Source organism: Desulfovibrio sp., from assembly GCF_009712225.1.
Classification (GTDB): Bacteria; Desulfobacterota; Desulfovibrionia; order Desulfovibrionales; family Desulfovibrionaceae; genus Desulfovibrio.
This window is the reverse complement of record NZ_WASP01000012.1, coordinates 14,002-34,676: the sequence shown is the minus strand read 5'-3', so window position 1 is coordinate 34,676 and position 20,675 is coordinate 14,002. Positions and strand designations below refer to the sequence as shown.

Genomic DNA, 20,675 nt, shown 5'->3' with positions numbered 1-20,675 from the left:
GGCACGGAGACCTCCGCGGTCATTTCAATATCGATCAAAGCCGCCATCGATATTCTTACGTATATTCCAATGCAGGTTACCAGTTGCATCTGAACCGATGGTGTCGCCTTTATCGGGGCCGAACAGACCATTCAGACTCTGACCTCTGGTCCGGAAGGCGGTGACCAAGCCACCGACGACCCAGCGAAGGGCCAAACAAGCAACGACGATGACGATGACGCTTCCAACGCCGAAGGTCGGATGGTCGAGTTCGTCCTGCATCTGGGTCTTCGCGAGGTCAGTGGCCTGCTGGACCGTGTAGACGGCGGGGTCATAGCCATTCTTGACCATGCATGCAGTCTTCCCTGCAACATCCCAGTAGTGGACGTTATAAGCGCAATCCAGAAATCCTTGGAAATTCTGCTTCATTTTGACTCATCCTCGACATCGAGCCTTATACTACCACGGTGATGTTGTCATCCCCATTATTCTCGGCACCCATCCCAAGGCGAACCTGGGAAAGCAACTTTTCACGAAGTAGCTGCTTGTCCTGTCGGCCAGAGATTGAAGCCAGTTTTCCCCAAGCCAACATCGTCGGACTGTCCGGCTCACCCGTTCGCTGGTGTCCCACATACTCCAACAAACCGGGAATATCGACCACCCCCTCTGGTTGCCCTTCTGGAAACATTCCCTCAGTGAAGACAACCAATTCGGCAATATGTGCCCTGGGCAAATGGCGACGGGCGTGCAGCGCATGGTAACGATTCTGCAGCAGCGGATTGCCCATCATTTTGACCTGGTGGCCTTTCACCTGAGACCACTCAGCGTCATCCGTTCGACCTCGCACATCACCAGTCCAGGCTTTCACTTCGATCACAGTGATCGAGGTGCCAATGAGGGCTACTAAATCCAACTCTGTGACGTGCTCCTTCCAGCTTTGGAGAAACACATTGCGGAGCGTCGGAATGCCCTGTTCACGAAGAGCGGCATCGACCTTCTCCTCACCGTCGTTGCCATGCTTCTGCAGCGGATCGGTTGCGGCCCCAAACACCGTCGGGCGCTTCTTAATGGCCGATCGCACGCCGTCGATCGCAGCATACGCCAGTGCACCAATCGTCAGAAAACCCAATACATTTTCAGTGTTCACGACTAACTCCTGGACCGACTAGCCCTGATAACGGAATTATGTCACCGGTCCCCTGCGTCACAATTTAGGCGGACCAAACGGACGAGATGATTTGTTCCCCATCCAGGTGCATACTTGCTTGGCTGACAGTGCTCTCCTCTCGGTGAAGTGGCGTTGCCAGACATGGACCCTCCTAAAATCGGACGCTTATCCATGTTCCGACGTCGGAACATGGACAGGCTCTCGCCCCATTCATGCAGTTTTCAGTAATTTTCTTAAACGAGAGGTCATAGAGCAATTCACAATTCGCAACACTCCTGCTTTCGCAAACTATGGGACTGTGCTACAAAGAATTACCTTCGTCCGTCGCCTTTGTGCGAGTTGCCACCTTCGCGTGGCTCGGGACAGAGCGCGATCTTTGAATCGCAAGCGCGCCACAAGCCCACCTCCGATTGGAGGCCAGCGCTTCGAGCAAAGACACTCCGGTGTCCGCGCAAGGCTTTCAATATTGAGGATTTGGATTTCCTCATCAGCGGGTGGACTATGTCCGCGTGAAGCCTGTGCACTCGACGGCTACACTTCCCAGATCTTTGGCGCGTTCATGTGAACGCACCTTGATGGTTGAGCGGTTGATCCCTCAACTCCGCTTTGGCGGTAGGCAACTGGCCGAAAAGCAGCAGTTGAAGAAGACGATCCCTGCTTGCAGCGTTCGTCAACCTGCCACAGATCATCAAACGGTCTTTGGCAGCCGAATGACGTCCTGCCCGGCGGACATTAAGCCGAGCACGACACCCAGATTCGATCTGAAAATCGACCCCGTCTGGGGAAGGCATTGCCGTTTCCCGACCACGGGATGAGCGGTGTCTCCAATCCATGGAGAGCCACATGAATAGCGACGAAGGTAGAGACTTTACCAGGGCCGAAATTGAAGAAATCGAGTTGGTCATCGAGATGATCGGCGCCGACCATATAAGAAGTGAATTGTGCAAAGCCGGCCTCGCCGACATTGTGACCGTGTCGTCGCCCTCGAAGGGGTTTCACACGGTGACGATTAATGAGACGGACCACGCCAGATGGCGACGCATTCGCCGGAAGGTCGGCACGATTCTCCGAGGAATCAACGACGTGCAGGTTTCCCAATATACCGCCTAATCCCAGTACGACCCCACCGGGGAGCACGTCTCCCCAAGAGGGCGCGTCTCTTCCGGTTGTGACCCCCTGAAAGGAAGAGAACAACATGACCAAGCAAATGCTCGATGACGAGATCGCCGCTCGTGCGGTACGTGGGCAAAGTCCGTCCACGATTTCGCACATCGCAAGCACTCTGGCGTCCATCGGATACGAGCTGGATCGTTCGATGGATTGTCGGTCCTTCTCCCGGTGGATGACCGGCCCGCGGGCCGGACACTCGTACCCGTGCATCACGACGGGAATCCGCGAGACCGATACGAAGCTGTCATTCTGCAACGTGGATGCGCGAAGGGATGAAAAATTCAATACCCTTCAGAACCTTCGGCGGAGCGGCAATCTGTTCGCTGTAACTCGTGGAGCGATCCTCGATCTCTGACAATCCAATTAACGATGCCGCCCAAGGCACCATCGTCTTCATCAAATACCCTACCGGGGAGCACGCCTCCCCGCAGGGGGCGTGTCTCTTCCGGACGGGCCAACCAGAAGGAACTGAGACATGATCATTATCGATGCCGAAGCCATTATCGCCGCTGCCACCCAGCACGGAAAGGACAGCGGTGAGTCAGACCACGAAGTTGGCGATCTCCGAGAGGTCGTTCGCCTGATGTGGTCCCTTCTTTGTCCGCTCCAAATGGAGGCGATGGTGGCGAATGCCACCATCCGCGAGCAGCTGGAGCTTGGCGGGGTGAACGTCGACCGCATCGCGCCTCCGATAGCACCGGTGGAAAGCGATACGGGCAGCCTCACCTCGTTGGTCGAGCAGGCCATTATCGATTGGACGCAGTTCGACAACGACGAGGAAGTGAGCGGCGCTGACATGGTGGAGTATTTTGCCGAATTCCGCCGCAAAGCTCGCAACAAGCTGGCTGCAAAAGCGATACGTGACCGGAAGGATGCCGAGATCAGCCGCTCCACTGACCGGTGGCAATTCCACCCGCAAGGAGATGCGAACGACTACCGCCTGGTCACGGTCGGAAATCGCTGGATTATTGCATTCAGCCAAAACGGCGAACTTTGGGCGCCGGAGCAAGAAGCCGTCGCCGCTCGCATCGTCGCGAGCGTCAACGCCTGCCAAGGCATTCCGACGTCGGCTCTTGAAGCTGACGTAGTGAATAAGCTGCGGGCTGGGTTGGACAAGATGTGGGCGTTCGCCGGTAAACTGCAGGAAAAGCACGGCATGGACGGTGGCGACACCATGACCGATGAAGAACATCGGGAATGGCAAGACGTCGGCGGGCACGCAAACCATGTGCTTAACCTCGCCAAGCATGGAAAGGGGGCCTGAGCGATGTTTGCAAGCACCTCAGAGCCCTTGGTCGCCTGATCAAGGGAACAACTTATGACATCGACTATGATGCTTTGTTCAAAGCAGAGCGGATAGTCGAGATGGAACAGGACGCGGAGGCTGGTGCTCTGGCCGATTTCGAATCGGTTCTCGGCAAAAGGCTAAAAGTGTCCTGGATTTACGCTTACTGGAATGAAGCCGAAGACGGCGAATTTACCGCGCCTCCCGGCCGATATTTCGTCGTCGAAGTGAAATCCACGCAGCGTGGAGATATCCTTCACTGGAACGATGACAAATTCCTCGATCCTTACTGGACCGTGGAAGTGATCGACGACCTAGACCTGTTGCCACCGGGCGCGCGAAGCGCCTGGATTTACGGCCGCACTTGGTCGGTTTCCACGGTTCAGCAGGCCTCGAACGGCTGAACCAGTGACCACAACCCCACCGGGGAGCACGCCTCCCCAGGGGGGCGTGTCTCTTCCGGTCGGGCATTATCCTGAAAGGAAGAGAACATGCGTCAGAAGTCCTTCAAAATCATTGTCGCCATGGTGGACCCCGCCACCGACAGCGAGTTCGAAGCAGTGGTGGATGTGGCCGACGATATCGGTCGCTACGCACCAAAAGAGCCGCTGATCACTGCCGTGAAGTCGGCCGCCGAGTTGTTCAAACAGCATCTCGCGGCCACCAACGGCACCGATCCCGATGACATCGACGAAACCTCGTTCGTCATCGAGCACATCGCCCACCAACCCGGCGAGGAGCAGGTTCCGGTCCGCTATCTGGTCCACGGCACCTATTCCGACTATCCGGAAGGTGGAGCCTGGGGCGACTGGGTCTTCGCTGTCAGCAGCGACGACGCCGAACTGCGGGGCAGGTTCATCATGGCCTGCAACGAGAGCAGTGCGTCGTTCAGCAGCGATGGTGAACGGCCCAATGTCGAAGACTTCGAGACCATGGTAGCCGCCACCATGCTGGATATCGATATTCTCGATGCCTCACCGGACCCGGTCACCAAAGACGAAGCCATGGACTTGATCAAGGTCTTGGTCGAGGCCGGGAACGGCATGGTCGCCGCCTTCGGCAACTGCGGCAGTCCCGCCCAACAGCAGGCTGCCAAAGAGATGCAGGAGGCGCTCGCCAACGGCCAAAAGGCCCTGACGGCCATCGCTGCCAGGCACAATCCCGCCTTGGCGGCCGCCCTTGCCCTCGAACAACGACGGAGGGACGCGGCGGATGCCCAGGCGGACAGTTACGACTATGGCTATCAGGTCGTCGGAGCCAATGGGTGGGAGTTCACCACCCCCGGCCAAGAATGGACGAGAGCCGTCTTCTTCCGCGACGACAGCGCGCCCGATGAGCCCAGCCTCAAAGGGACACTGACGGTCGTATTCGCCGATGAGCGGTCCGCGACTGTTTCCGATGTCTTCGCCACGCTGAATGGCGAGGCGACCATCGGTTGTCCCGGTAGCCCGCTGAAGCAGGCAAGCCAATAACCTCAACCGCCCTCTCTCCCTCGGGAGACAGGGCGGTTTTCTTTTGCGCGCTCAGGATCTCGTCAGCCCTTGCGGAACACCCGCTCGGTGACGTTGTTTTTCCACAGATAGCGAGAGCGGATGTAGCGTCGCGCCACGTCGGCCGATTTATGGCGGGTCTGGCGCATGATGTCGTGCAGTTGGGCATCCTCGTCGGCGGCCGCGGTGGCCAACCCGGCGCGCAGCGAATGCCCGGTGTAGCGGGCGGCATCGAGCAGCCCGAGTCCGGTGGCGGTGTCGCGCAGCAGGCGTTCGACCGCCTTGGCGGAGAGACGGCGGCCGGTCAGAGCGCCGTTCTTCAGCACACCACAGAACAACGGCTGATCATCGCCGACCTCACCGCGCACCGCCAGCCAACGCCGCCAGGCCACCAGGGCGCAAGACTCCGGATCGGCGGCGGACCAGATGCCCACCTCCTCGCCATCGCCGTGCTGATCGGTTTTCGAGCGCTGGATGAACAGGCTCAGCCCTCGCTGCGGAACCTCGCGGACGTCGCCGAGATCGAGCCCGACCAGTTCGGAGCGGCGCAGCGCCCCGCCGAAGCCGATCAGCAGCATGGCGCGGTTGCGCAGTCCCAGGGGAGTGTCGGGCTGGGCAGCTAACATGCGCTGCAGGATGTCGGGCAGCAGCGGCACCGCCTGGCGGCGAGGCCGACGTCCCTTCGTGCGCGAAACGCCTTCGAGCACCAGGGCAATGCGCGGATGCTTGAGGTCGATGGGGATGCCGGCCAAGCGATGGGCGGTGGCGATCGCCGCCAGATGGACGCGCAACGTGGCCACGGTCAACCGCTCCGCCGCCTTGACGATGTAGAGGCCGATCACCTCCGCCTCGCCGTTGAGCGGCGGGAAACCGAGGCTGCTGCACCAAGCCTCGTACTGCCGCCAGGCGGACCGGTAGGCGCGCACCGTCCCCTCCCCTTTCGCCCTGGTGGCGTAGACCGCGGCATCGCTGGCCAGGGCCTGCAGCTCGCGCTGCCGCGACGGCGGCGCCGAGCGGACCAGCGGCCCGAACAGCTGGGTGTGGATGGTGAAGGGACAGGCGGTGTCCTCGTCGAGGACGGTGAGGATCTCGGCCATTTTTCCAGGCGTCTCGCGCAAAAGAGGTAACGGCGTCACCCTACCACCGCCGGTTCCGTCTGAAAACACCTCTTATCAGACGTAATTGTGACGGTTATAAACGATGTGGGCTTGCTGCCGACGAACGCAGTTAGAAACCCCTCCCCGATCGGCGGCACCGGCGGGCCGAGTTAAGCCAATGGCTGCCCCGGTTAAGGAAAGCCCTGGCGGAAAAAAACGGCAGAAATCCTGGCGATTTAAGCCACGCAATACAGGGGAAGCGGTGGCAACGCACGATCAGCCGTGCCGTTTAAGCCCTGAGGCGGACCAATTTGCTAAGCTACTGCGATGGCGAAGACACACCGTTTGTGCAATCCAGCTGTGATAGTTAACCAGCCCTACTATGTCCCACCTCACTCTATACATTTCACGTGAAAGCCTTTAGAATGCATCCCATGAATACTCCCACCCCTGCCCTGTTCGCCGCCGCCGAAGCCACCGCTGCGACCATCGGTCGCCTTGATGCGGCCGTCGCCGGCCATCCTCTGCGCCGCGCCTGGCAGTACCGCCAGCGCCTCGCTGCCACGGTCGAGGCCTGCGGCTGGAACGGGCAGAAAACCGAGCCCGACACGCTGGCCGCGCTGGTCGCCGGGGTTCCGGTGGAGCGACTTGCCGACGGCGGTGCAGGAGCCCGTGCCTTGTCCATGCTGGGGCTTCTGGGGCAGATGGAAGGGGCACGCGATCTGGTGGTGACACCACTTACCGAGGAGGAAGATGTGGGATTGCCGCCGGCGGGCCGCTCTGCCGAGGACGAGTTGGCCGCCGAGGCGGCGGTGCTGCTCGATGCCATGGCTGCGGCGCCAGGGCCAGGAGTGTTGCTGTCGGCGGCCGACGTCGCGTGGACCATCCGGCGCGAGACCGATTCTCGGCCTGGCGTGCTGCATTACGCCCTGCCCCGCTGGCTGGCCCAAGGCGGGCTGTCCGCCACCCCCCTGCCCGGCCTGGCTGCGTTTCCACCGCGGGCTGGATCGGCGGTGGACTGGCAGTGCCGGTTCCTAACCCGCGTGGCGGCCGCCGCCGACGGCGGGCGCCAGCGGCTTGCCGACCTGGCCCTGGCCTGGGAGCGGTGGTCCCGCCTGGTCGGGCCGCGCCGCAAGGACTCGCGGATTTTCGAAGTGATGGCCATGGCGCTGGCCACGCCGATGCTCACTCCCGGCGCTGTCGCCCGTCGTCTTGCCCCCCGCCGAGGTCCCGACCAGTCCGCCAGGACCGAGCTTGCTGCGCTGCTGGCCGCCAAGGAAGAGCGGGCGCTGTCCGAGGCCGAGGCGGCGCGCCTGGCGGTGCTGGCCGCCCGTCATGAACCGCCCTATGCGCTGGCAGGGCGGCTCCTGGACGAACTAGCGCGCGCAGGCGTGATCCGCGAATCGACCGGACGAGCCACCTGGAAGACCTATACAGTCGCCGACTTGCAGATCTATCCGATGCGCACAGGTAAAGCGCCGCTGGCGCCACCGATGAAGCCTGCGGCGCCGCGCACAACGGTGACCGGCGAGGACCTGGACACCCTGCTGCAGGGGGTCACCGCCGCGATCGAGCGTTCCACTCGCGTACTCGAGCGCCACGGCGTCATCTTTCCTAAGGGGTACGATGCCTGAGACCTAAATTGTGCACGACGCTATGTTTTACCCGGCTTGGCGACGTCACCATACAGCTGGGCCAGCGATGCGTGCTCTCCCCGTGCGCGCGGTCGCTGCCATAATTGGCGAAGGTCTAGTGGATCAACAGGTTGCCATGAAGCGTCCTTCGCATCTTCTGCTGAGCCGCATTCAGGACGAGCAGGCGCGCCCGCCACGGCCAGGAGAAGTGTGATCACGTTTACTACCGCTAAGCGCCGGGTCCATGACCTTCAGCTCGCTTTGGCCGCGTCGGAGTCGACTTCGCGCTCAACCAGCGCCAAGCGGTCGTGGCGTTCGCCGCCGGCTACCGCGACCGGCGCGACCTGCAGCAGCTGACCGCCGCTGGTCGACCGCCAGTAGCGCTGCAGTTGGACCGGACGTGGCTTTGCAAGAAGATCGAAACCGCACTGGCCACGACCGGGGCTGCGTTGAACATTACTGAGTTGGCGATTGCGCGAGCCTTACCGATCGGACCGTTACGGCGGCGCCGCAGGATGGCAGGCGACCTACCAGTGTGCCCCGCGCAGACGCCGTCCGCCCCTTCCCCTGCCCACTGAGCGCCGCCCTCGGCGCGACGCTGATCGGGCTGGAAGGGCCTCACTGCCATGTTCCGACGTCGGAACATGGCAGTGAACGGCCTTCCCTTATTCGCCGAGTACACGGGTGAGGCGATCTCGCAGAGCCCGCAAGGTGTTGCGCGTTTTGTCGCCGACCGCCACCTGTTGCCCCTCGATCTGCTGAAGCATATCGTCCAGCTTGCCGGCCGCGCGGTTGGCCACCTTCACAACGTTCTGCGGCTTCTTCGGTTTCTCAGGTTGTGGCTTTGCCGCGTGACCATTGCCACCAACGGGGGCAAGACTTGGCCCGTGGTCTTCTGCGTCTCGTCCCGCGCGCAGTTCTGCCACCGTCCCCCCCAGCTTGACGATCTCCCAGAGGTCCATCTGCTTCTCGGGGGCGGCGCTGGCAATTTCCGCCAAAACGGATTTTGATGCGCCAACCTTATCTGCCTCGGCTTGGATCACCTCTGGAAGCTCCAAGAGGCTCAGAAGCCGATTGACCTCGGAAAGGCTCTTACCGAACCGGGACGCCAATTCGCGCTGGGTCAGATTATGGGCATCCTGTATCTTCTTCAGCCCCCTCGCCTCCTCCATCGGACGCAGATTTCGGCGCAACACATTCTCGACAAGCGCGATGATCTCAGGATCAGCCGTGGTTTCGATCGCGTTGAGGCATTCCCACCCGTTCTTCATTGCCGCGCGCCATCGTGTTTCGCCGGCAACTATCATGCGCCGCCCATCTTCCTCAACAGGATGGACGAGGATGGGCTGGAGCTGCCCATCGATCTCGAAAGACGCCGCCATAGCATCGACGGCCTCCTCGTCGAAGATCGTCCTCGGTTGATGGGTATTCGGATAGAGGCGTGCAACTTCGACCTGAATGACCTGGGCGACGGTGCCAGTAATGCCGAATAGCGCCTGAGTTGCAGATGCGCTGTCAATGCTGGCTTGCTCCGCCATTCTTCGTGGGGGTAGTTTCTTTGCCATCATTGATCTCCCATCGCCGTCCTGGCGATCTCGCGGTAGACCTCTCCGCCAGGAATGTCCGGATTGTACTCAAGAGCTATCACGCCCCGCGAATAGCATTGCTTGTAGATCGTCGCCCGCGGGATGGGCTCGAAGATCGGAACGAACTGGTAGTCCCGGTGGATCTGGTCCAGCGATTCCTTCGACTCGTTTTCCCCCTTTGAATACAAGGTTGGCAAGATCCCAAGAAACTTCAAACCGGGGTTTGCCCTGGTCTTGACCGCCTTGACCTGCTCCAGCAGCTGATTGATACCCATGATCGAAGCCGTCGCGGTTTCACACGGGATGAGGACGTGTGTCGCCGCGATCAGGGCATTCGAAGTCATAAAGCCGAGATGCGGCGGGCAGTCGATCAAGATCGCGTCGTATTCGTCTTTCACTCCTTCGAGAAGGTCGCGTAGCACCGAGTGGGGATTGATGACGTGGATCAACTGCACGTCAGCCTTGGCGAGAGTGACGCTCGATGGCAACAGGTGCAGGTTGTCATTGTATTCAATTAAGATGTCAGAAAGAGGCTTATCCTCCAACAGTGAGTAATAGAGCGTCTTCTGCTCCTTCTCCAAGGCTGTCCAACTGAAGCCGAGATTCGTTGTCGCGTTGGCCTGCGAATCAAAATCGACCAGCAGAGTCTTCTTCCCCATAGCCGAAAGCACATAACTGAGGTTGACGGAGGTGGCAGTCTTTCCCACGCCGCCCTTCTGATTGGTGACCGCGATGATCTTCGTGCCGCCAACCGTGTGCTCAGCTGCCCTGTCGCCGCCAGACTGACCGGCTTGGTGCTCTCTGAGTTTTTCCACGACGCGATCGGGAATCTCTCTGGCACCGTTCTCGAATTTATTGACCAGGGTCTCGTCATAATTGCGGTTTAGCAATTGATTCAGGAACTCGGCAAACTGACCCTGCGTCATCTCCTTCTGCTGACGGATGTCGCGCAGCTCACCGCCGGTCATTTTGATTTTCCCCATAGCAGTCTCCGAAATGCCATGTTCCGACGTCGGAACATGGTAGTTTGGGTCATCGCCGAGAAATCTCGACGACCAGAAGGGCGAGGGGCCTTCTGTCAAACATTAAGCGGCAACCAGTACAAATGTACAAGATAAATATGCGTACACCTTGTACAAAAAGACAAGGCGTCACTTGCATCCGGAGACGGGGGAAGGCGATGCCATGTTCCGATGTCGGAACATGGCATTCTGCATTAATCGTTGGGCAACGCCACGCTGCAGGTGCGATTCACCATGGTGCCATTGATCATGGTGCGCGGCCCTAGCGTGATACAGGGGTAGGGGGCTCGAACATCAAGAGCGCCCTTGTAACCCTGCGCAAGTTTCACGAGCGCTTTACCGGCATCCGTCCTTACAACGTCAACCAGTCCGGGGTTTTCTTGGGTCCACTCGATACGCGCCCGTTTGGTCGGATCAAGCAAGCTTTCCGAAAAGGGGCGAGCCAGCGCGAGAAGCTCTCTGGCCTCTCCAAGCTTAGCATTGACCTCGGTCGTCTCCTTGGCCTGCAGCACATCAAATTCCGCCCGGTAGACCTGTTGCTCGAAGAGCCAGGTTGACAACCCTCCGAAGACAACTCCCGCGAGGGCAACCGCGACGACAACCCCAACGGCGACCGTGCGTTTGGTTTGTTCTTTCAAGACCAACTTATCGCGAACGGACTGTTCGATGATTGCAGGAAGTTTGTCGACCAGGGACGCATTAGCGACGGCCTGTGCCATGTTTTCAGGCAACTGAGAAATGCTCTTCAGCAGCGTTTCGAGTTTCTGTCCAGAAGCATCCAGCAGAGCTTCCAGCTTTGCACCCGAGTCATCGATATGCCTGCACTCGTCTCGCACGGCACCGGCGAGCAGATCGCGAAGGATGGCGATATGAGCCGCAATCGCCTTATCAATTTCTTCGCGAAGATGATCGGCAGTATCCTCCGCCAGCGTTTCTCGCCCCTCCTCAAAAAGGGCCTTCAATGCGGTCAAATTTTCCTCAGCCGCCTCGCGCATGGCTGCGGGCAGTTGGTCGATCGCTTGATGCACATGCCCGGCGGCAATTGCCCAAGCGAAAGCTGGGTCGTCCGCGCCAACACCCATGGCGGCGGCAACGCGGAGGACCTGCTCTCTTGATTCCTCTGGAACCAGCGAGAGGGCTATATCAAGTGCACTGCGAGGCGGGGAGGGGGCGTTCACGCGACCACCGAAGCGTCGTCCAACCCAAGCAGATGGCCCGCCTGCCGTAGAACATTTCCGCATTCTTCCCGCCACTGGTGGACGCGAGAACGATCAGCGCGGGACAGGGTGGTGCTTTCAAGCGCATTGGTGAAGTTCAACGCGTATTTGTCGATCATCGCAAAGGTATCGGCGCGCAGCTTCGGTAGACCAATGACCATCCCTCCAGATTGAAGAATGCTCTTTTTGGTTTTGTCATAGCGCATGGCACCGTTCTCTTCGAAACCATCGAAGAAGGGGAACTGATTCTCCTCGCCATAATGGAGGTTCTTGACAACGAGATGGTCGACATTACGACCAAATGTTTCAAAGGCGATCTGGACCGCTTCGGTGGACGCAAAGATGGGAGTGATGACCGTCGCCAGCGTGATCCTATAACCGCAACTGGCATATTCCTCGTACAGCGCTCTGGCAGTACCCAGACCAAAGCCTTCCTCCAGGTCCGTGGCTGACCCTGCTGGCATGTCCAGAAGGATGCGTGGATAATTTCGGTCCAGGATATTGACCAGGCCGTCCCGAGCCCGCGGCTGTTTGAGATCGACCAAGCTCACGCCGACCAACGGATCTTCGGGCGCGTCATTATCAGCCTTGGTGCCATAATACTGGTAAAGATGGCGCACGGCGTAATCGCTGTCGAACGCAGCACAGGGGATTCCATGGCGGCGGAAATAATCAAGTAGCGCAGCGCCAAAGGTCGACTTGCCGACGCCGCCCTTGTGCCCGTAGGTGAAGATCGCGCGTTTTGTAAGTTCCATTATTAACCCTCCTTGCTCTCTATTGACTGCGCCTGCCGCGGAATCGCGATTCCGGAGGCGACCCTGTCTTATCCGGTTCGACCCAACCCGATTGCGGCTTGCCACCAGTGTCCGATCGGGAGGTAGGTGAGGCATTTGTCGATGGGGCCGCCGGCAGCTGAGCCGGCGCAGTCTGAAGGGTGGGGGCTATAGCCGCTTTGGCTTTAGCCTCGGCCCTTAGCGTCTTCTCAAGCCAATCTGCCGATATCGTGACTTTGAATTTACGCTCAACCAGTTCCGCTAGCTGCGCGTAGGTACGACCTTCATCAAGGTACTGCTGCAACTGGGCAGCCCGGTGTTTGATGAACTGTTTCTTCTTTCTCGGCGCCAGGCCGCCTGGAAAACAATCGTCCGTGTTCTCGGTCATCTTACGTGCCTTGGCGATATGGACATAGGAGCCAGCATGTGCTGGGCGCTAGCGGTATTTTTTCAACTGTTCGACTGACGTTTCAGCCGCCAGGATTGCCGCAACGGCCTCGTTAATGATCCTGGTCGGCGAGAGATTTCGGTTCGCAGTCTTTGAAATGAACGAAAAATCCACGCGGGGCTGAAAGAACGTCACATATGACTGGATGGCTTTCAGGATCAGGGGCGACGGTGCGAGCCGCACAACGTCGATTTCCTTGGGCGTAAGACCGCTGAAGAAAGATGCGGTCACCCTATCCATCTCCCGGGAGATTGAGCGAATTGTGAGAAAATATAAGCTATGGAGCCGGATATATTCTTGTGGCAAGTCAGCTTGATCGAAACTCGAAATCAAACCGTCCGGCAGGTGAATCGGATCTTCCTGGGCCAACACCTCGGCGAGGCTTACAAAATCGACCGTTGGCCGGAATAAAAGGACAGGCGTGTGGAGAAGCGGTAACAGATCTTCGAGCGAAAAACGCTTCACCGTGTCGACCGCCTTCTCCGACAGGCCGAAGCACTTCAAAATGAGTTTCCGCGGCCTGTTCGCGACAAAGTCATGGCACCTGGTCAGCAGTTCGTCGTGGAGTACCCGCATGTCGGACTTTATCGCAGCCCCGTCGGAATCCTCTGGAAGGTGAACAGTCATCGCAAGTTTCCTTCGGGAGCGACCACCGGCCGCAACGGCAAATAGGATGTCATTACGTCGTGGGGGGAAATCGCAAAGATGCGAAACGCGAGGCCGTAGAGCGATCGCTCTTTCGAAATCGAAAACACCACGATTATGCGCTCCCTTTTCCTGGCAACCTCGTCAGATTTTGCCAGGTTGAGTATACCCGCGTTCCATAGGCCCGCGCTTCGATTTCGTCGTCTGGACGATGGTAGCGTCCAATACCCAGGATGATGTCGTTGGGAGCGGAGCGAATTGCCTCTACGAGTACGTCGGCACCAACTCTGATATTTGTTCCAGGATCCAACAGGTCGGACGGATCTTTTACCCGGTTGCCATTCCAATACAGGTTGACCTGCATCAGGCCCACATCTGTATTCGCTCTGGGATTCGTGAGTAGGTTTTTCGCTTCCTGAAGCGACTTGCAGAAATGAGGTCCGGCGGCATCGCGGATGGCCCATGGGTGAGGTGAGATCTTGCCCGGGCCAGCGTATCTCTTCGACTCCACGAGAGCCACCGCCAGGAGAAGGTTCGGATCGATCTTGCGTTCCTGTCCCACAACACCCCAGATGGTGTGACTGAGGTCGAGTGCCCGGGTCGGCGTCGTAGCAACCAGCGTGATCCCCACCAATATCACTCCAACTATGGCTGAAGTGCGCATTATCTGGGGTATTTGTTGAACCGCCCAGGCCATCCCGCATCAATCCAACTTAGTTTCAGCGGTGTCGGACAACGTGCGGACATGAACCGGCATTGGGTCGGGAGATGGTTTTCCATCACCGCGGCAAATTTGGCATTTTTCCCGCGTCGTAGCGCCACAGACGAAGAAATATTCCCCGCAGGAGCATTGTTTCCGAAAGATGTGGCCGTTGCGGATGTCACGCGCCATCGACCAGCAATGGTCGATGTGGATCGAGATGCCCAGTTGATCCCGACAAAAGTCATGTGCGGAAATCAGGGCCAGCACGTCAATGGAGGCCCGCGGCGAAGCGGCATATCCGATATAGACCGGCGCAAACGTCCGCACGTTCAGTCGCTCGGCGTCGGACGGGTACACCTGGGATACCTGGGGAAGCGGCCCTCTGGTGGATCCGCCCCACGGTACCCCAATCTTCTCGGCTATTCCCTGGAGCCTTCTGGCAGACAGTTGAGTGGAAGACTTGAGGACATGCGCGCGGGCGTTTCGCCGCAGGAGTTCGATTGCAATCGCCTCCCGCTGATGATCGACAGATCCATATATCCGCAGTGTTTGCATGAAATGCCCCGCTTTGGTTGCAGGAACGGTATCTGACCCTTTGGTTCTACGTCAAGAGGGGTAGGGGTCGCAATAACTAACAAAAACGTACAGAAATAGGGTATTGCCAAGTACGCGTCCCGCAAATATAGATATTTCACCCATTAACATAGCGGCGCATACAGTCTCGCTTAAACGTCATGCGCCAATGTTCCCGCAGAGTTATTAAATATAACTGTACTCATTAGCAGTCGTATTGTACCAATTAACGACATGCACATAGTTTGGCCAAATTTGCGAACTTGAATACGGGACGCACCCCCTGTCGAACCGCATTGTATTATGGTGCTCTTGGTCCAAAAGGGGTGGATAAGGGGTGGAAAACAGGCGGAGAAGGGGATGGCGTGGCTAAGTTTTCCTGATGAGGCGGCGGAGAAGGGGTCGTGGCACGGAGGACAAGAGGCCGACAGGGGTTCAAAAGAAGGCGGAGCAACCCGTCAATCCTATCCCCGCAGCCGTCGCAGTATCAATGTGGTGACGTCAGTGCAGCATCCACACGCGGCGCCTTGTCGGTAGTTCCCAATCGAGCGGTTTTTCCTCGTGATCCAACCTGTAATTCGGTATTCTTTCTTCACATCTCCCTCCAATGAGCCAGAAAATGCTGTTGTATGAATATGTTATCCTGACATCATCTTCACCATTTCGCCATGTGACATCCCAATACGCGCGTGCGCGCGCATTTTGGGACGCGTCGCTGACCGGTATCAAAGGATAATAAAAAGATGAAAGAACCCATGTCAGCCATTGCAACCCCTCTCCTCCTCCTCATCGAGGAACGGAGGCAAGCCCTCATATCGGAAGCCCACTCTCTGATCTCGACCTGGTTCGATAACGACACCGACTACAAGTACAAACGTCGCTTCTACAGCCCACACATCAAGGTGCAGGAAACCGACAGTCAGTCGGACAGCGTTTCGATCTTCTGGAAGCGCCGCACCCCTGTGAACAATTGGCAGGGCAAGACCGTCACCGTCAGAGGCATAACCCGGGAGGTCAAGGTCATGACAACCCATGTCCCTGCTCGGAAGAAAGGCCCGGCCTATCCGATCACCTCCTTCCCGGCTGCCCCTGAGGATGAACGCGCAGACATCCTGGCGCTGGAAGCTGCGCTTTCACCTATCCGCGCCGAACTGGCTTTCCTGGGCAAGCAGCGGCGACAGTTCACGAGTTTTTACGGGAAGGTCGCTGAGAACCCGTCGGAAGCGCTGGAGCAGGATGGCAGCGATGACCTCACGTTCACCCGCCCGGAGATCGGCGGCGAAGCCACATGGTGACCACCTCTCGATATACCGAAAGCTTATGTCACCGGCTCCATTAACCCTGGCTGCCTTTACCGCTGACCCACTCACAGCGGTCCTTGTCGGGCTCAAGGGCAATTGCGGCGTGCCGCCGCCTAACAAACACAATCAACTGCCTTCCACGCTTGGCAAGCGCCTTTGCAAGGCAGCTTGCTGCGGGCACCCCTTACGCGTCCCGCAGGTGTGGTGCGTCCAATGCCGCAGCAACGATAGGAGGACAGAAGCGCCCTTGCGGGCGCCGCTTTGCGCCTTCCTAGTTTCAAGAGCCTCGCGCGAACCGCAAACATGCGTGGATGTTGGGTGTGCACGCCTATAGTCGCCCAGGCCCCCAGCCAATGCCGGCCGAGTGGCGCTGTCCGCGCCCCACAAGGGAGGAAGGATTGATAAGCGTTGCGTTTCCGCACGAGTGGCGCCTACCGCCGCCCAGGCGTTGAGTTTTGCCAGCTGGCGTGGCTGCACCGCCAATTTCACGCGAGCGGCCTCTGACCTGCCGCAATTCCCGGTCAACAATCAGCCCAATATCGCCGACACCCAGGTAGCAACAGTCGGCTTGCTGGCAGCGGCAGCGACCTTCCCTACGTTCCAAGGGGTGGTCCCCGCCGACTGGTGGTCACGCGGCTCATAATGTCTTCTTATCGGCCCCGTGGCGGGGGGTATGACCACCGGTCCCGAGGGACCACCCGTTCCAAGATCAACCGAACTACCCGACCTCTGGCTTGGGACAAATGGCGCGTTCCGCGCCCGGCTGCACTACGCAGGCGCTCAACCAACCATCTTTTTTTCTGGTTGAAACAACCTCACGCCTTTAAGAACCGGAGGGCGTAGTCATATCTAAAGCTTGTAAAACACGCTTAAGAAGGAGATCATCGAAAGGCGCAGCGCGTAAGGTGTGTTAACTAATCACTGACAATTTTCAACGAAAGTCAGCGTCGCCTACAGCTGCGGATAAACTGGGTTGGATGTTATGAGTCAAATCTTCTCGTGCTTCGTGCTTGTTCTTAATGAAGCAAGGAGAACCAACGCCTATAACTTGCATCGTCCGGATATTTATCAACTAGCCTTACGCACTCGACCAAGCGATGGTATTGTCCTTTAGGACTGTAACGCATATACAGTGATATCTACCGTCGAACCCGTCCTTGGACGTTGGCAGGGCACAATTAGAGAACGGCAATGGTAACTGGAACGATGTCGCCTCATCAGATGCTATTGGGGGATAATCCGCACCTAGTCGATGCCTGGGAAGACCTGTGCTTGGGATGGCCGTTCGCTCCGGACATCGTCGATGCTTTGGGCAAGCACATTACGACTCATCTGACCGTCGTCGTCAGAGATCGGCCGGCACCTCTCCTCACAATGGCTTGGCGCCGCGCTCTTGCTCGCTACATGCTCGTCGCAAGAAACAACCCGGATCCGACCCAGCTCACGCATGAGCCCTTCGTTGCCTTCGTCAGCGAGATGTTCGCGGCGATCTCTGCATGTCTAGCCAATGTGGAAATTGTCTGCCCGAACGGCGACCGATGGACCGCTATGAGCAATGTGCCGTTGACCAGGTTGTCAGAAAACCCCGACAAACTGGCGCGCCGGGAAGTAGCTGGCGACAGTACGGCACTAGAAAAACATCTGGCAACTCTAGCGCTCGCGCCGCCATATGATGCGATCCTCGCCGAACTCGGAAACAGCAAAACCAAGATCTGGCTACAATAGGCCTTTTCCCGCCCGTTAACACCCCACGATTATGCGTTGTTTGGCTTATCCCCCAGCCAATCCAACCGGAGAATAGGCGCACAAAAAAGTGACTTTGCGCTCGCCGCCTATTCAAAAGCCTCCGAGGGTGAGCCGCATCTCCCTCCAACTGCGATTTCGTGGGGAAATCGACAGACTCTAGGGCGAACTGGGAGCTGCCGATTTCTGTGCTGACCGCCCTGTGCCTGGAGCGCGACAGGCATTCTCCATATGCCCACCCTGGTCGTCAGCGGTAACGCCCGCAACCACATCTCTTCCGGTCGCCACGGAACAATCACCGATTGTATAAACCCAAGAGCCGACGTAAATGGTGCCTGAAATCAGGGGACCAGCCAGTCCACTCAACAAACTCACAAGCATCTCTCACCCCTATCAAGCCGCCCGCATTGCCGCTCAGGCGAAAAGGCCATGACTACCAACAGACCCCCAGGAGTTTCCAGCGACGACGTCGCTGGATCCAGGTCCAGCGGTTGTTGTCTATCCGCTGGCGCGGGTTTACCTCGATTGAGGTGCCCCCACCACCTGGTGGAAGACGTCATTTTCGGGCACAAAAAGCAATTTGGCGGCAGAAGGGCGCACCACCCGTCGCCGTGAGCCCTTGCGGTGGTGGGCGGGCTAAAAACCCGCCATCGACCATCTCTTCAGGAGAACCTCAGATGCCGTCGCGGACGGGACGGTCGAAGTGATCGACGCCGCGCGCGAACGGGATATCATCATTTAGCTCAGACGGCGCTTCCCAGCCACTGCCGCTCCGCGCGGCCGGCGCACTACCACCACTTTGGCGACCGTAATCCGCCTCACTGCCCGCCGGCGGCGGATAATTTACGCTACTGCCGCCGTCACCCCGGCCATCGAGCAGGGTCAATTCGCCTTTGTATTTGCCGATCACCACTTCGGTGACGAACTTCTCGGCTCCCGACTGGTCAGTCCATTTGCGCGTCTGCAGCGAGCCCTCGATATAGACCTTGCTGCCTTTCTTGAGATAGCGTTCAGCGACATCGGCGACGCGGTCATTGAACACCACGACGCGATGCCACTCGGTCTTCTCTCGGCGCTCACCCGATCCACGGTCTTTCCAGGTTTCCGACGTGGCCACATTGAGACTGACAATCTTCGACCCATCCTGAGCATGGCGCACTTCCGGATCTCTTCCGAGATTGCCGATTAAGATGACCTTATTTACCCCGGCCATGTTTTACTCCATCAATTGAAATTATTACTTGTTGTGTTCATAATCCCACTCGGTGGCGTTTCCGCAATTACGAGTCTGGCCGGAAGAGGATTGCGGGTAGCCTATCAAGTAGGCCCACCCTTGTCTTCTGCTGCGGAACCAGAATCGGCAGGCTTGTAAGCACTTACCGGAAGAGGCTTGGTCGCCACCATTTCTGTAGCTGCGTCATTGAGGGTCAACTCATAGCGCGGCCTGGTGACAGCCACATACATCAGATTAATTTCCTGCTCGTACTGCTCAAGCGTCATCCGCCCGCTGCGGACACGATCATGCAGATCGGACAGGCCGGTGAAGTCATCGGAGAGCCGGGCGCCTGGAACCGTGAGGCCCTTGGAGCGATGCGCGCTCATAACGCTTGTCTCTGCCGCCTCGATTGAGTTGACCAGCCTCTTCTCCAGCGATGAGACGGCCTCACCAAGCTGGTCACCGTAGCGATCGATCAGCTTCGACAAGATCCGCAGCTCCGGATCTTTCGCATCTTCAATCGCCTCCATCATGTCGTCGTAGGTCCGGAAGCGAGACAGAGCCGGTACGTTGACAGCAGGATGGCCGTTGGACAGCATCTCGACGCCGCGTGCCAGGGAAACGAGCTGCTCCACACCCCCAACCACATGAAGCGAGCCGGTGCTCGCCAGCGCCTCCATGATTAGGCCAGCGTTGCTCCGGCAGACCACCGAGATCGGGTGTTTCGGTTCAGATGGATTGATGACGCTTTCGATCGCCGCATAACCGACGACAGGACGGGGAGGTGGATTCGGGGAATGGGCCACCACCTTGTTGGCGATCTCCGCCACCGGCGGGCCGAAACGATAGCTTTGCGTCAGAAAGTATTCGGGCGCCCTGATTATGCGTAGCGCATTGATGGCTCGGCGGAACAGGAAGATGGACTGCGGCTCATCACCAACCCAGGTGATCGGGATGGACTGAAACATCATCGCGTCGAGCGTGACGGGATTGCTGTCGTGGCACTCGTCCATCAGGATTCCACGGTAGCGCCTGGTCAACCTGGCGCCGCGCAAATGCCACAGCTTGAGATACATGTCGTGCTCGAGGGGCAGATTGCTATCCCACTTGCCCACCAGCATATCCCAAAGCTCTTGAGCGCCGCTCAATACGTCTTCTGCAAACGTTTCTTCGAGGCCGGTTGGGAGGTGGCTCTGTTCGATGCAGCCCTCACCGCCCTGGCAGAACTTCCTGACCGTCTCCTGGATCCACCCGCCCATTTGCCGCGCCGTGACATCCCGCCGCTCGATGGACAGCAGGTTGGCCACCACGTCCGGTGTGAAAGGCCGGTTGAGGCGGTTATGCACCTCCTTCATTTTCATAACCCTGTAGGCCAGGGAATGGACGGTCAGGCAATCGACGTTCTTTGGAAAACTGGAAGCAGCAGCCTCGACCAACTTGGCGCTGTAGGAGAGGTAGAGCAACGGTCCTTCCTCGGCCTCGGCGATCATCTGGAGCATGGAGGTTTTGCCGGCGCCGGCCGCGGCACGGACCTTCAGCGGCATCTCCGGCGCGATCTTCCGCGCCATCAGGATCAACGCTTGTTCGCCGCTGGGTGTGAGGGACAATCAAACCGTTCCATCTTG

21 protein-coding genes are annotated in these 20,675 nt (G+C 58.6%); 9 read left to right on the top strand and 12 right to left on the bottom strand.

The genetic code is table 11. From position 1 onward, the window contains the following. Positions 1-24: 24 nt before the first annotated feature. Both F8N36_RS14070 and F8N36_RS14065 read right to left on the bottom strand, forming a co-directional pair. The gene (locus F8N36_RS14070; protein ID WP_291333461.1) at positions 25-408 is read right to left on the bottom strand and encodes a hypothetical protein; all 384 of its coding nucleotides are present in this window, start codon (positions 406-408) and stop codon (positions 25-27) included. Positions 409-433: 25 nt separating this feature from the next. After that, positions 434-1,126 (bottom strand): nuclease-related domain-containing protein, encoded by a 693-nt coding sequence (locus F8N36_RS14065; protein ID WP_291333459.1) that lies wholly within the window; start codon positions 1,124-1,126, stop codon positions 434-436. A gap of 864 nt (positions 1,127-1,990) precedes the next feature. Here F8N36_RS14065 and F8N36_RS14060 point away from each other — a divergent pair. From F8N36_RS14060 to F8N36_RS14040, 5 genes are all read left to right on the top strand, one after another. Continuing rightward, positions 1,991-2,257, top strand: a complete 267-nt coding sequence (locus F8N36_RS14060) for a hypothetical protein (protein ID WP_291333457.1) — start codon at positions 1,991-1,993, stop codon at positions 2,255-2,257. An 85-nt stretch (positions 2,258-2,342) separates the two neighbouring features. Beyond that, the gene (locus F8N36_RS14055; protein WP_291333455.1) at positions 2,343-2,672 is read left to right on the top strand and encodes a hypothetical protein; all 330 of its coding nucleotides are present in this window, start codon (positions 2,343-2,345) and stop codon (positions 2,670-2,672) included. A gap of 120 nt (positions 2,673-2,792) precedes the next feature. Then, complete coding sequence (locus F8N36_RS14050; protein WP_291333453.1) at positions 2,793-3,581, top strand: hypothetical protein; 789 nt, start codon at positions 2,793-2,795, stop codon at positions 3,579-3,581. 101 nt (positions 3,582-3,682) lie between these two features. Continuing rightward, the gene (locus F8N36_RS14045) at positions 3,683-4,006 is read left to right on the top strand and encodes a hypothetical protein (RefSeq protein ID WP_291333452.1); all 324 of its coding nucleotides are present in this window, start codon (positions 3,683-3,685) and stop codon (positions 4,004-4,006) included. Positions 4,007-4,093: 87 nt separating this feature from the next. Beyond that, positions 4,094-5,074: a hypothetical protein gene (locus F8N36_RS14040; protein WP_291333451.1), complete on the top strand. Its 981-nt coding sequence runs from the start codon at positions 4,094-4,096 to the stop codon at positions 5,072-5,074. A 62-nt stretch (positions 5,075-5,136) separates the two neighbouring features. Here the strand turns inward: F8N36_RS14040 and F8N36_RS14035 are convergent, their stop codons facing one another. Continuing rightward, positions 5,137-6,189: a tyrosine-type recombinase/integrase gene (locus F8N36_RS14035; RefSeq protein WP_291333450.1), complete on the bottom strand. Its 1,053-nt coding sequence runs from the start codon at positions 6,187-6,189 to the stop codon at positions 5,137-5,139. Between the two features lie 434 nt (positions 6,190-6,623). On the opposite strand from F8N36_RS14035, the gene F8N36_RS14030 reads away from it, so the two are divergent. Both F8N36_RS14030 and F8N36_RS14025 read left to right on the top strand, forming a co-directional pair. Further along, positions 6,624-7,823, top strand: coding sequence for a hypothetical protein (locus F8N36_RS14030; RefSeq protein WP_291333448.1), 1,200 nt, complete (start codon positions 6,624-6,626; stop codon positions 7,821-7,823). Positions 7,824-7,890: 67 nt separating this feature from the next. Further along, positions 7,891-8,037 carry a hypothetical protein gene (locus tag F8N36_RS14025; protein ID WP_291333446.1) on the top strand — a complete coding sequence of 49 codons (147 nt, stop codon included), beginning with the start codon at positions 7,891-7,893 and terminating at the stop codon, positions 8,035-8,037. A gap of 451 nt (positions 8,038-8,488) precedes the next feature. Here the strand turns inward: F8N36_RS14025 and F8N36_RS14020 are convergent, their stop codons facing one another. From F8N36_RS14020 to F8N36_RS13990, 7 genes are all read right to left on the bottom strand, one after another. Then, entirely contained in the window at positions 8,489-9,388 is a 900-nt protein-coding gene (locus F8N36_RS14020) for a ParB/RepB/Spo0J family partition protein (RefSeq protein ID WP_291333445.1), read from the bottom strand. Continuing rightward, on the bottom strand, positions 9,388-10,392 hold the full coding sequence (locus F8N36_RS14015) for an AAA family ATPase (protein WP_291333444.1): 1,005 nt from the start codon (positions 10,390-10,392) through the stop codon (positions 9,388-9,390). Before F8N36_RS14015 ends, F8N36_RS14020 begins: the two co-directional genes overlap by 1 nt. A gap of 233 nt (positions 10,393-10,625) precedes the next feature. Next, positions 10,626-11,513, bottom strand: coding sequence for a hypothetical protein (locus tag F8N36_RS14010; RefSeq protein ID WP_291333443.1), 888 nt, complete (start codon positions 11,511-11,513; stop codon positions 10,626-10,628). 92 nt (positions 11,514-11,605) lie between these two features. Then, positions 11,606-12,403 (bottom strand): hypothetical protein, encoded by a 798-nt coding sequence (locus tag F8N36_RS14005; RefSeq protein ID WP_291333442.1) that lies wholly within the window; start codon positions 12,401-12,403, stop codon positions 11,606-11,608. A gap of 454 nt (positions 12,404-12,857) precedes the next feature. Beyond that, a complete protein-coding gene (locus tag F8N36_RS14000; protein WP_291333441.1) occupies positions 12,858-13,496 on the bottom strand; it encodes a hypothetical protein in 639 nt (212 codons plus the stop codon). Between the two features lie 133 nt (positions 13,497-13,629). Continuing rightward, positions 13,630-14,145 carry a transglycosylase SLT domain-containing protein gene (locus F8N36_RS13995; RefSeq protein ID WP_291333567.1) on the bottom strand — a complete coding sequence of 172 codons (516 nt, stop codon included), beginning with the start codon at positions 14,143-14,145 and terminating at the stop codon, positions 13,630-13,632. Between the two features lie 72 nt (positions 14,146-14,217). After that, positions 14,218-14,772 (bottom strand): FlhC family transcriptional regulator, encoded by a 555-nt coding sequence (locus F8N36_RS13990; RefSeq protein ID WP_291333440.1) that lies wholly within the window; start codon positions 14,770-14,772, stop codon positions 14,218-14,220. A gap of 761 nt (positions 14,773-15,533) precedes the next feature. Here F8N36_RS13990 and mobI point away from each other — a divergent pair. Both mobI and F8N36_RS13980 read left to right on the top strand, forming a co-directional pair. Continuing rightward, positions 15,534-16,085 (top strand): conjugative transfer protein MobI(A/C), encoded by a 552-nt coding sequence (gene mobI, locus F8N36_RS13985; protein WP_291333439.1) that lies wholly within the window; start codon positions 15,534-15,536, stop codon positions 16,083-16,085. Between the two features lie 1,197 nt (positions 16,086-17,282). Beyond that, entirely contained in the window at positions 17,283-17,816 is a 534-nt protein-coding gene (locus F8N36_RS13980) for a hypothetical protein (protein WP_291333437.1), read from the top strand. A gap of 691 nt (positions 17,817-18,507) precedes the next feature. Here F8N36_RS13980 and ssb read toward each other — a convergent pair. Continuing rightward, on the bottom strand, positions 18,508-19,047 hold the full coding sequence (gene ssb, locus F8N36_RS13975) for a single-stranded DNA-binding protein (protein WP_291333435.1): 540 nt from the start codon (positions 19,045-19,047) through the stop codon (positions 18,508-18,510). A 104-nt stretch (positions 19,048-19,151) separates the two neighbouring features. Further along, positions 19,152-20,657: a UvrD-helicase domain-containing protein gene (locus F8N36_RS13970; protein ID WP_291333434.1), complete on the bottom strand. Its 1,506-nt coding sequence runs from the start codon at positions 20,655-20,657 to the stop codon at positions 19,152-19,154. Between the last annotated feature and the right edge of the window lie 18 nt (positions 20,658-20,675).

Excerpts from the sequence above, each read along its gene's own strand:
- F8N36_RS14015 (WP_291333444.1), bottom strand. The coding sequence starts at position 10,392 with ATGGGGAAAATCAAAATGACCGGCGGTGAGCTGCGCGACATCCGTCAG.
- F8N36_RS14010 (WP_291333443.1), bottom strand. The coding sequence starts at position 11,513 with ATGGGTGTTGGCGCGGACGACCCAGCTTTCGCTTGGGCAATTGCCGCC.
- F8N36_RS14070 (WP_291333461.1), bottom strand. The coding sequence starts at position 408 with ATGAAGCAGAATTTCCAAGGATTTCTGGATTGCGCTTATAACGTCCAC.
- F8N36_RS14035 (WP_291333450.1), bottom strand. The coding sequence starts at position 6,189 with ATGGCCGAGATCCTCACCGTCCTCGACGAGGACACCGCCTGTCCCTTC.
- ssb (WP_291333435.1), bottom strand. The coding sequence starts at position 19,047 with ATGGCCGGGGTAAATAAGGTCATCTTAATCGGCAATCTCGGAAGAGAT.
- mobI (WP_291333439.1), top strand. The coding sequence starts at position 15,534 with ATGAAAGAACCCATGTCAGCCATTGCAACCCCTCTCCTCCTCCTCATC.
- F8N36_RS14045 (WP_291333452.1), top strand. The coding sequence starts at position 3,683 with ATGGAACAGGACGCGGAGGCTGGTGCTCTGGCCGATTTCGAATCGGTT.
- F8N36_RS14030 (WP_291333448.1), top strand. The coding sequence starts at position 6,624 with ATGAATACTCCCACCCCTGCCCTGTTCGCCGCCGCCGAAGCCACCGCT.
- F8N36_RS14025 (WP_291333446.1), top strand. The coding sequence starts at position 7,891 with ATGCGTGCTCTCCCCGTGCGCGCGGTCGCTGCCATAATTGGCGAAGGT.
- F8N36_RS14040 (WP_291333451.1), top strand. The coding sequence starts at position 4,094 with ATGCGTCAGAAGTCCTTCAAAATCATTGTCGCCATGGTGGACCCCGCC.
- F8N36_RS14005 (WP_291333442.1), bottom strand. The coding sequence starts at position 12,403 with ATGGAACTTACAAAACGCGCGATCTTCACCTACGGGCACAAGGGCGGC.
- F8N36_RS13990 (WP_291333440.1), bottom strand. The coding sequence starts at position 14,772 with ATGCAAACACTGCGGATATATGGATCTGTCGATCATCAGCGGGAGGCG.
- F8N36_RS14050 (WP_291333453.1), top strand. The coding sequence starts at position 2,793 with ATGATCATTATCGATGCCGAAGCCATTATCGCCGCTGCCACCCAGCAC.
- F8N36_RS14060 (WP_291333457.1), top strand. The coding sequence starts at position 1,991 with ATGAATAGCGACGAAGGTAGAGACTTTACCAGGGCCGAAATTGAAGAA.
- F8N36_RS14055 (WP_291333455.1), top strand. The coding sequence starts at position 2,343 with ATGACCAAGCAAATGCTCGATGACGAGATCGCCGCTCGTGCGGTACGT.
- F8N36_RS13980 (WP_291333437.1), top strand. The coding sequence starts at position 17,283 with ATGGTAACTGGAACGATGTCGCCTCATCAGATGCTATTGGGGGATAAT.
- F8N36_RS14000 (WP_291333441.1), bottom strand. The coding sequence starts at position 13,496 with ATGACTGTTCACCTTCCAGAGGATTCCGACGGGGCTGCGATAAAGTCC.
- F8N36_RS14020 (WP_291333445.1), bottom strand. The coding sequence starts at position 9,388 with ATGGCAAAGAAACTACCCCCACGAAGAATGGCGGAGCAAGCCAGCATT.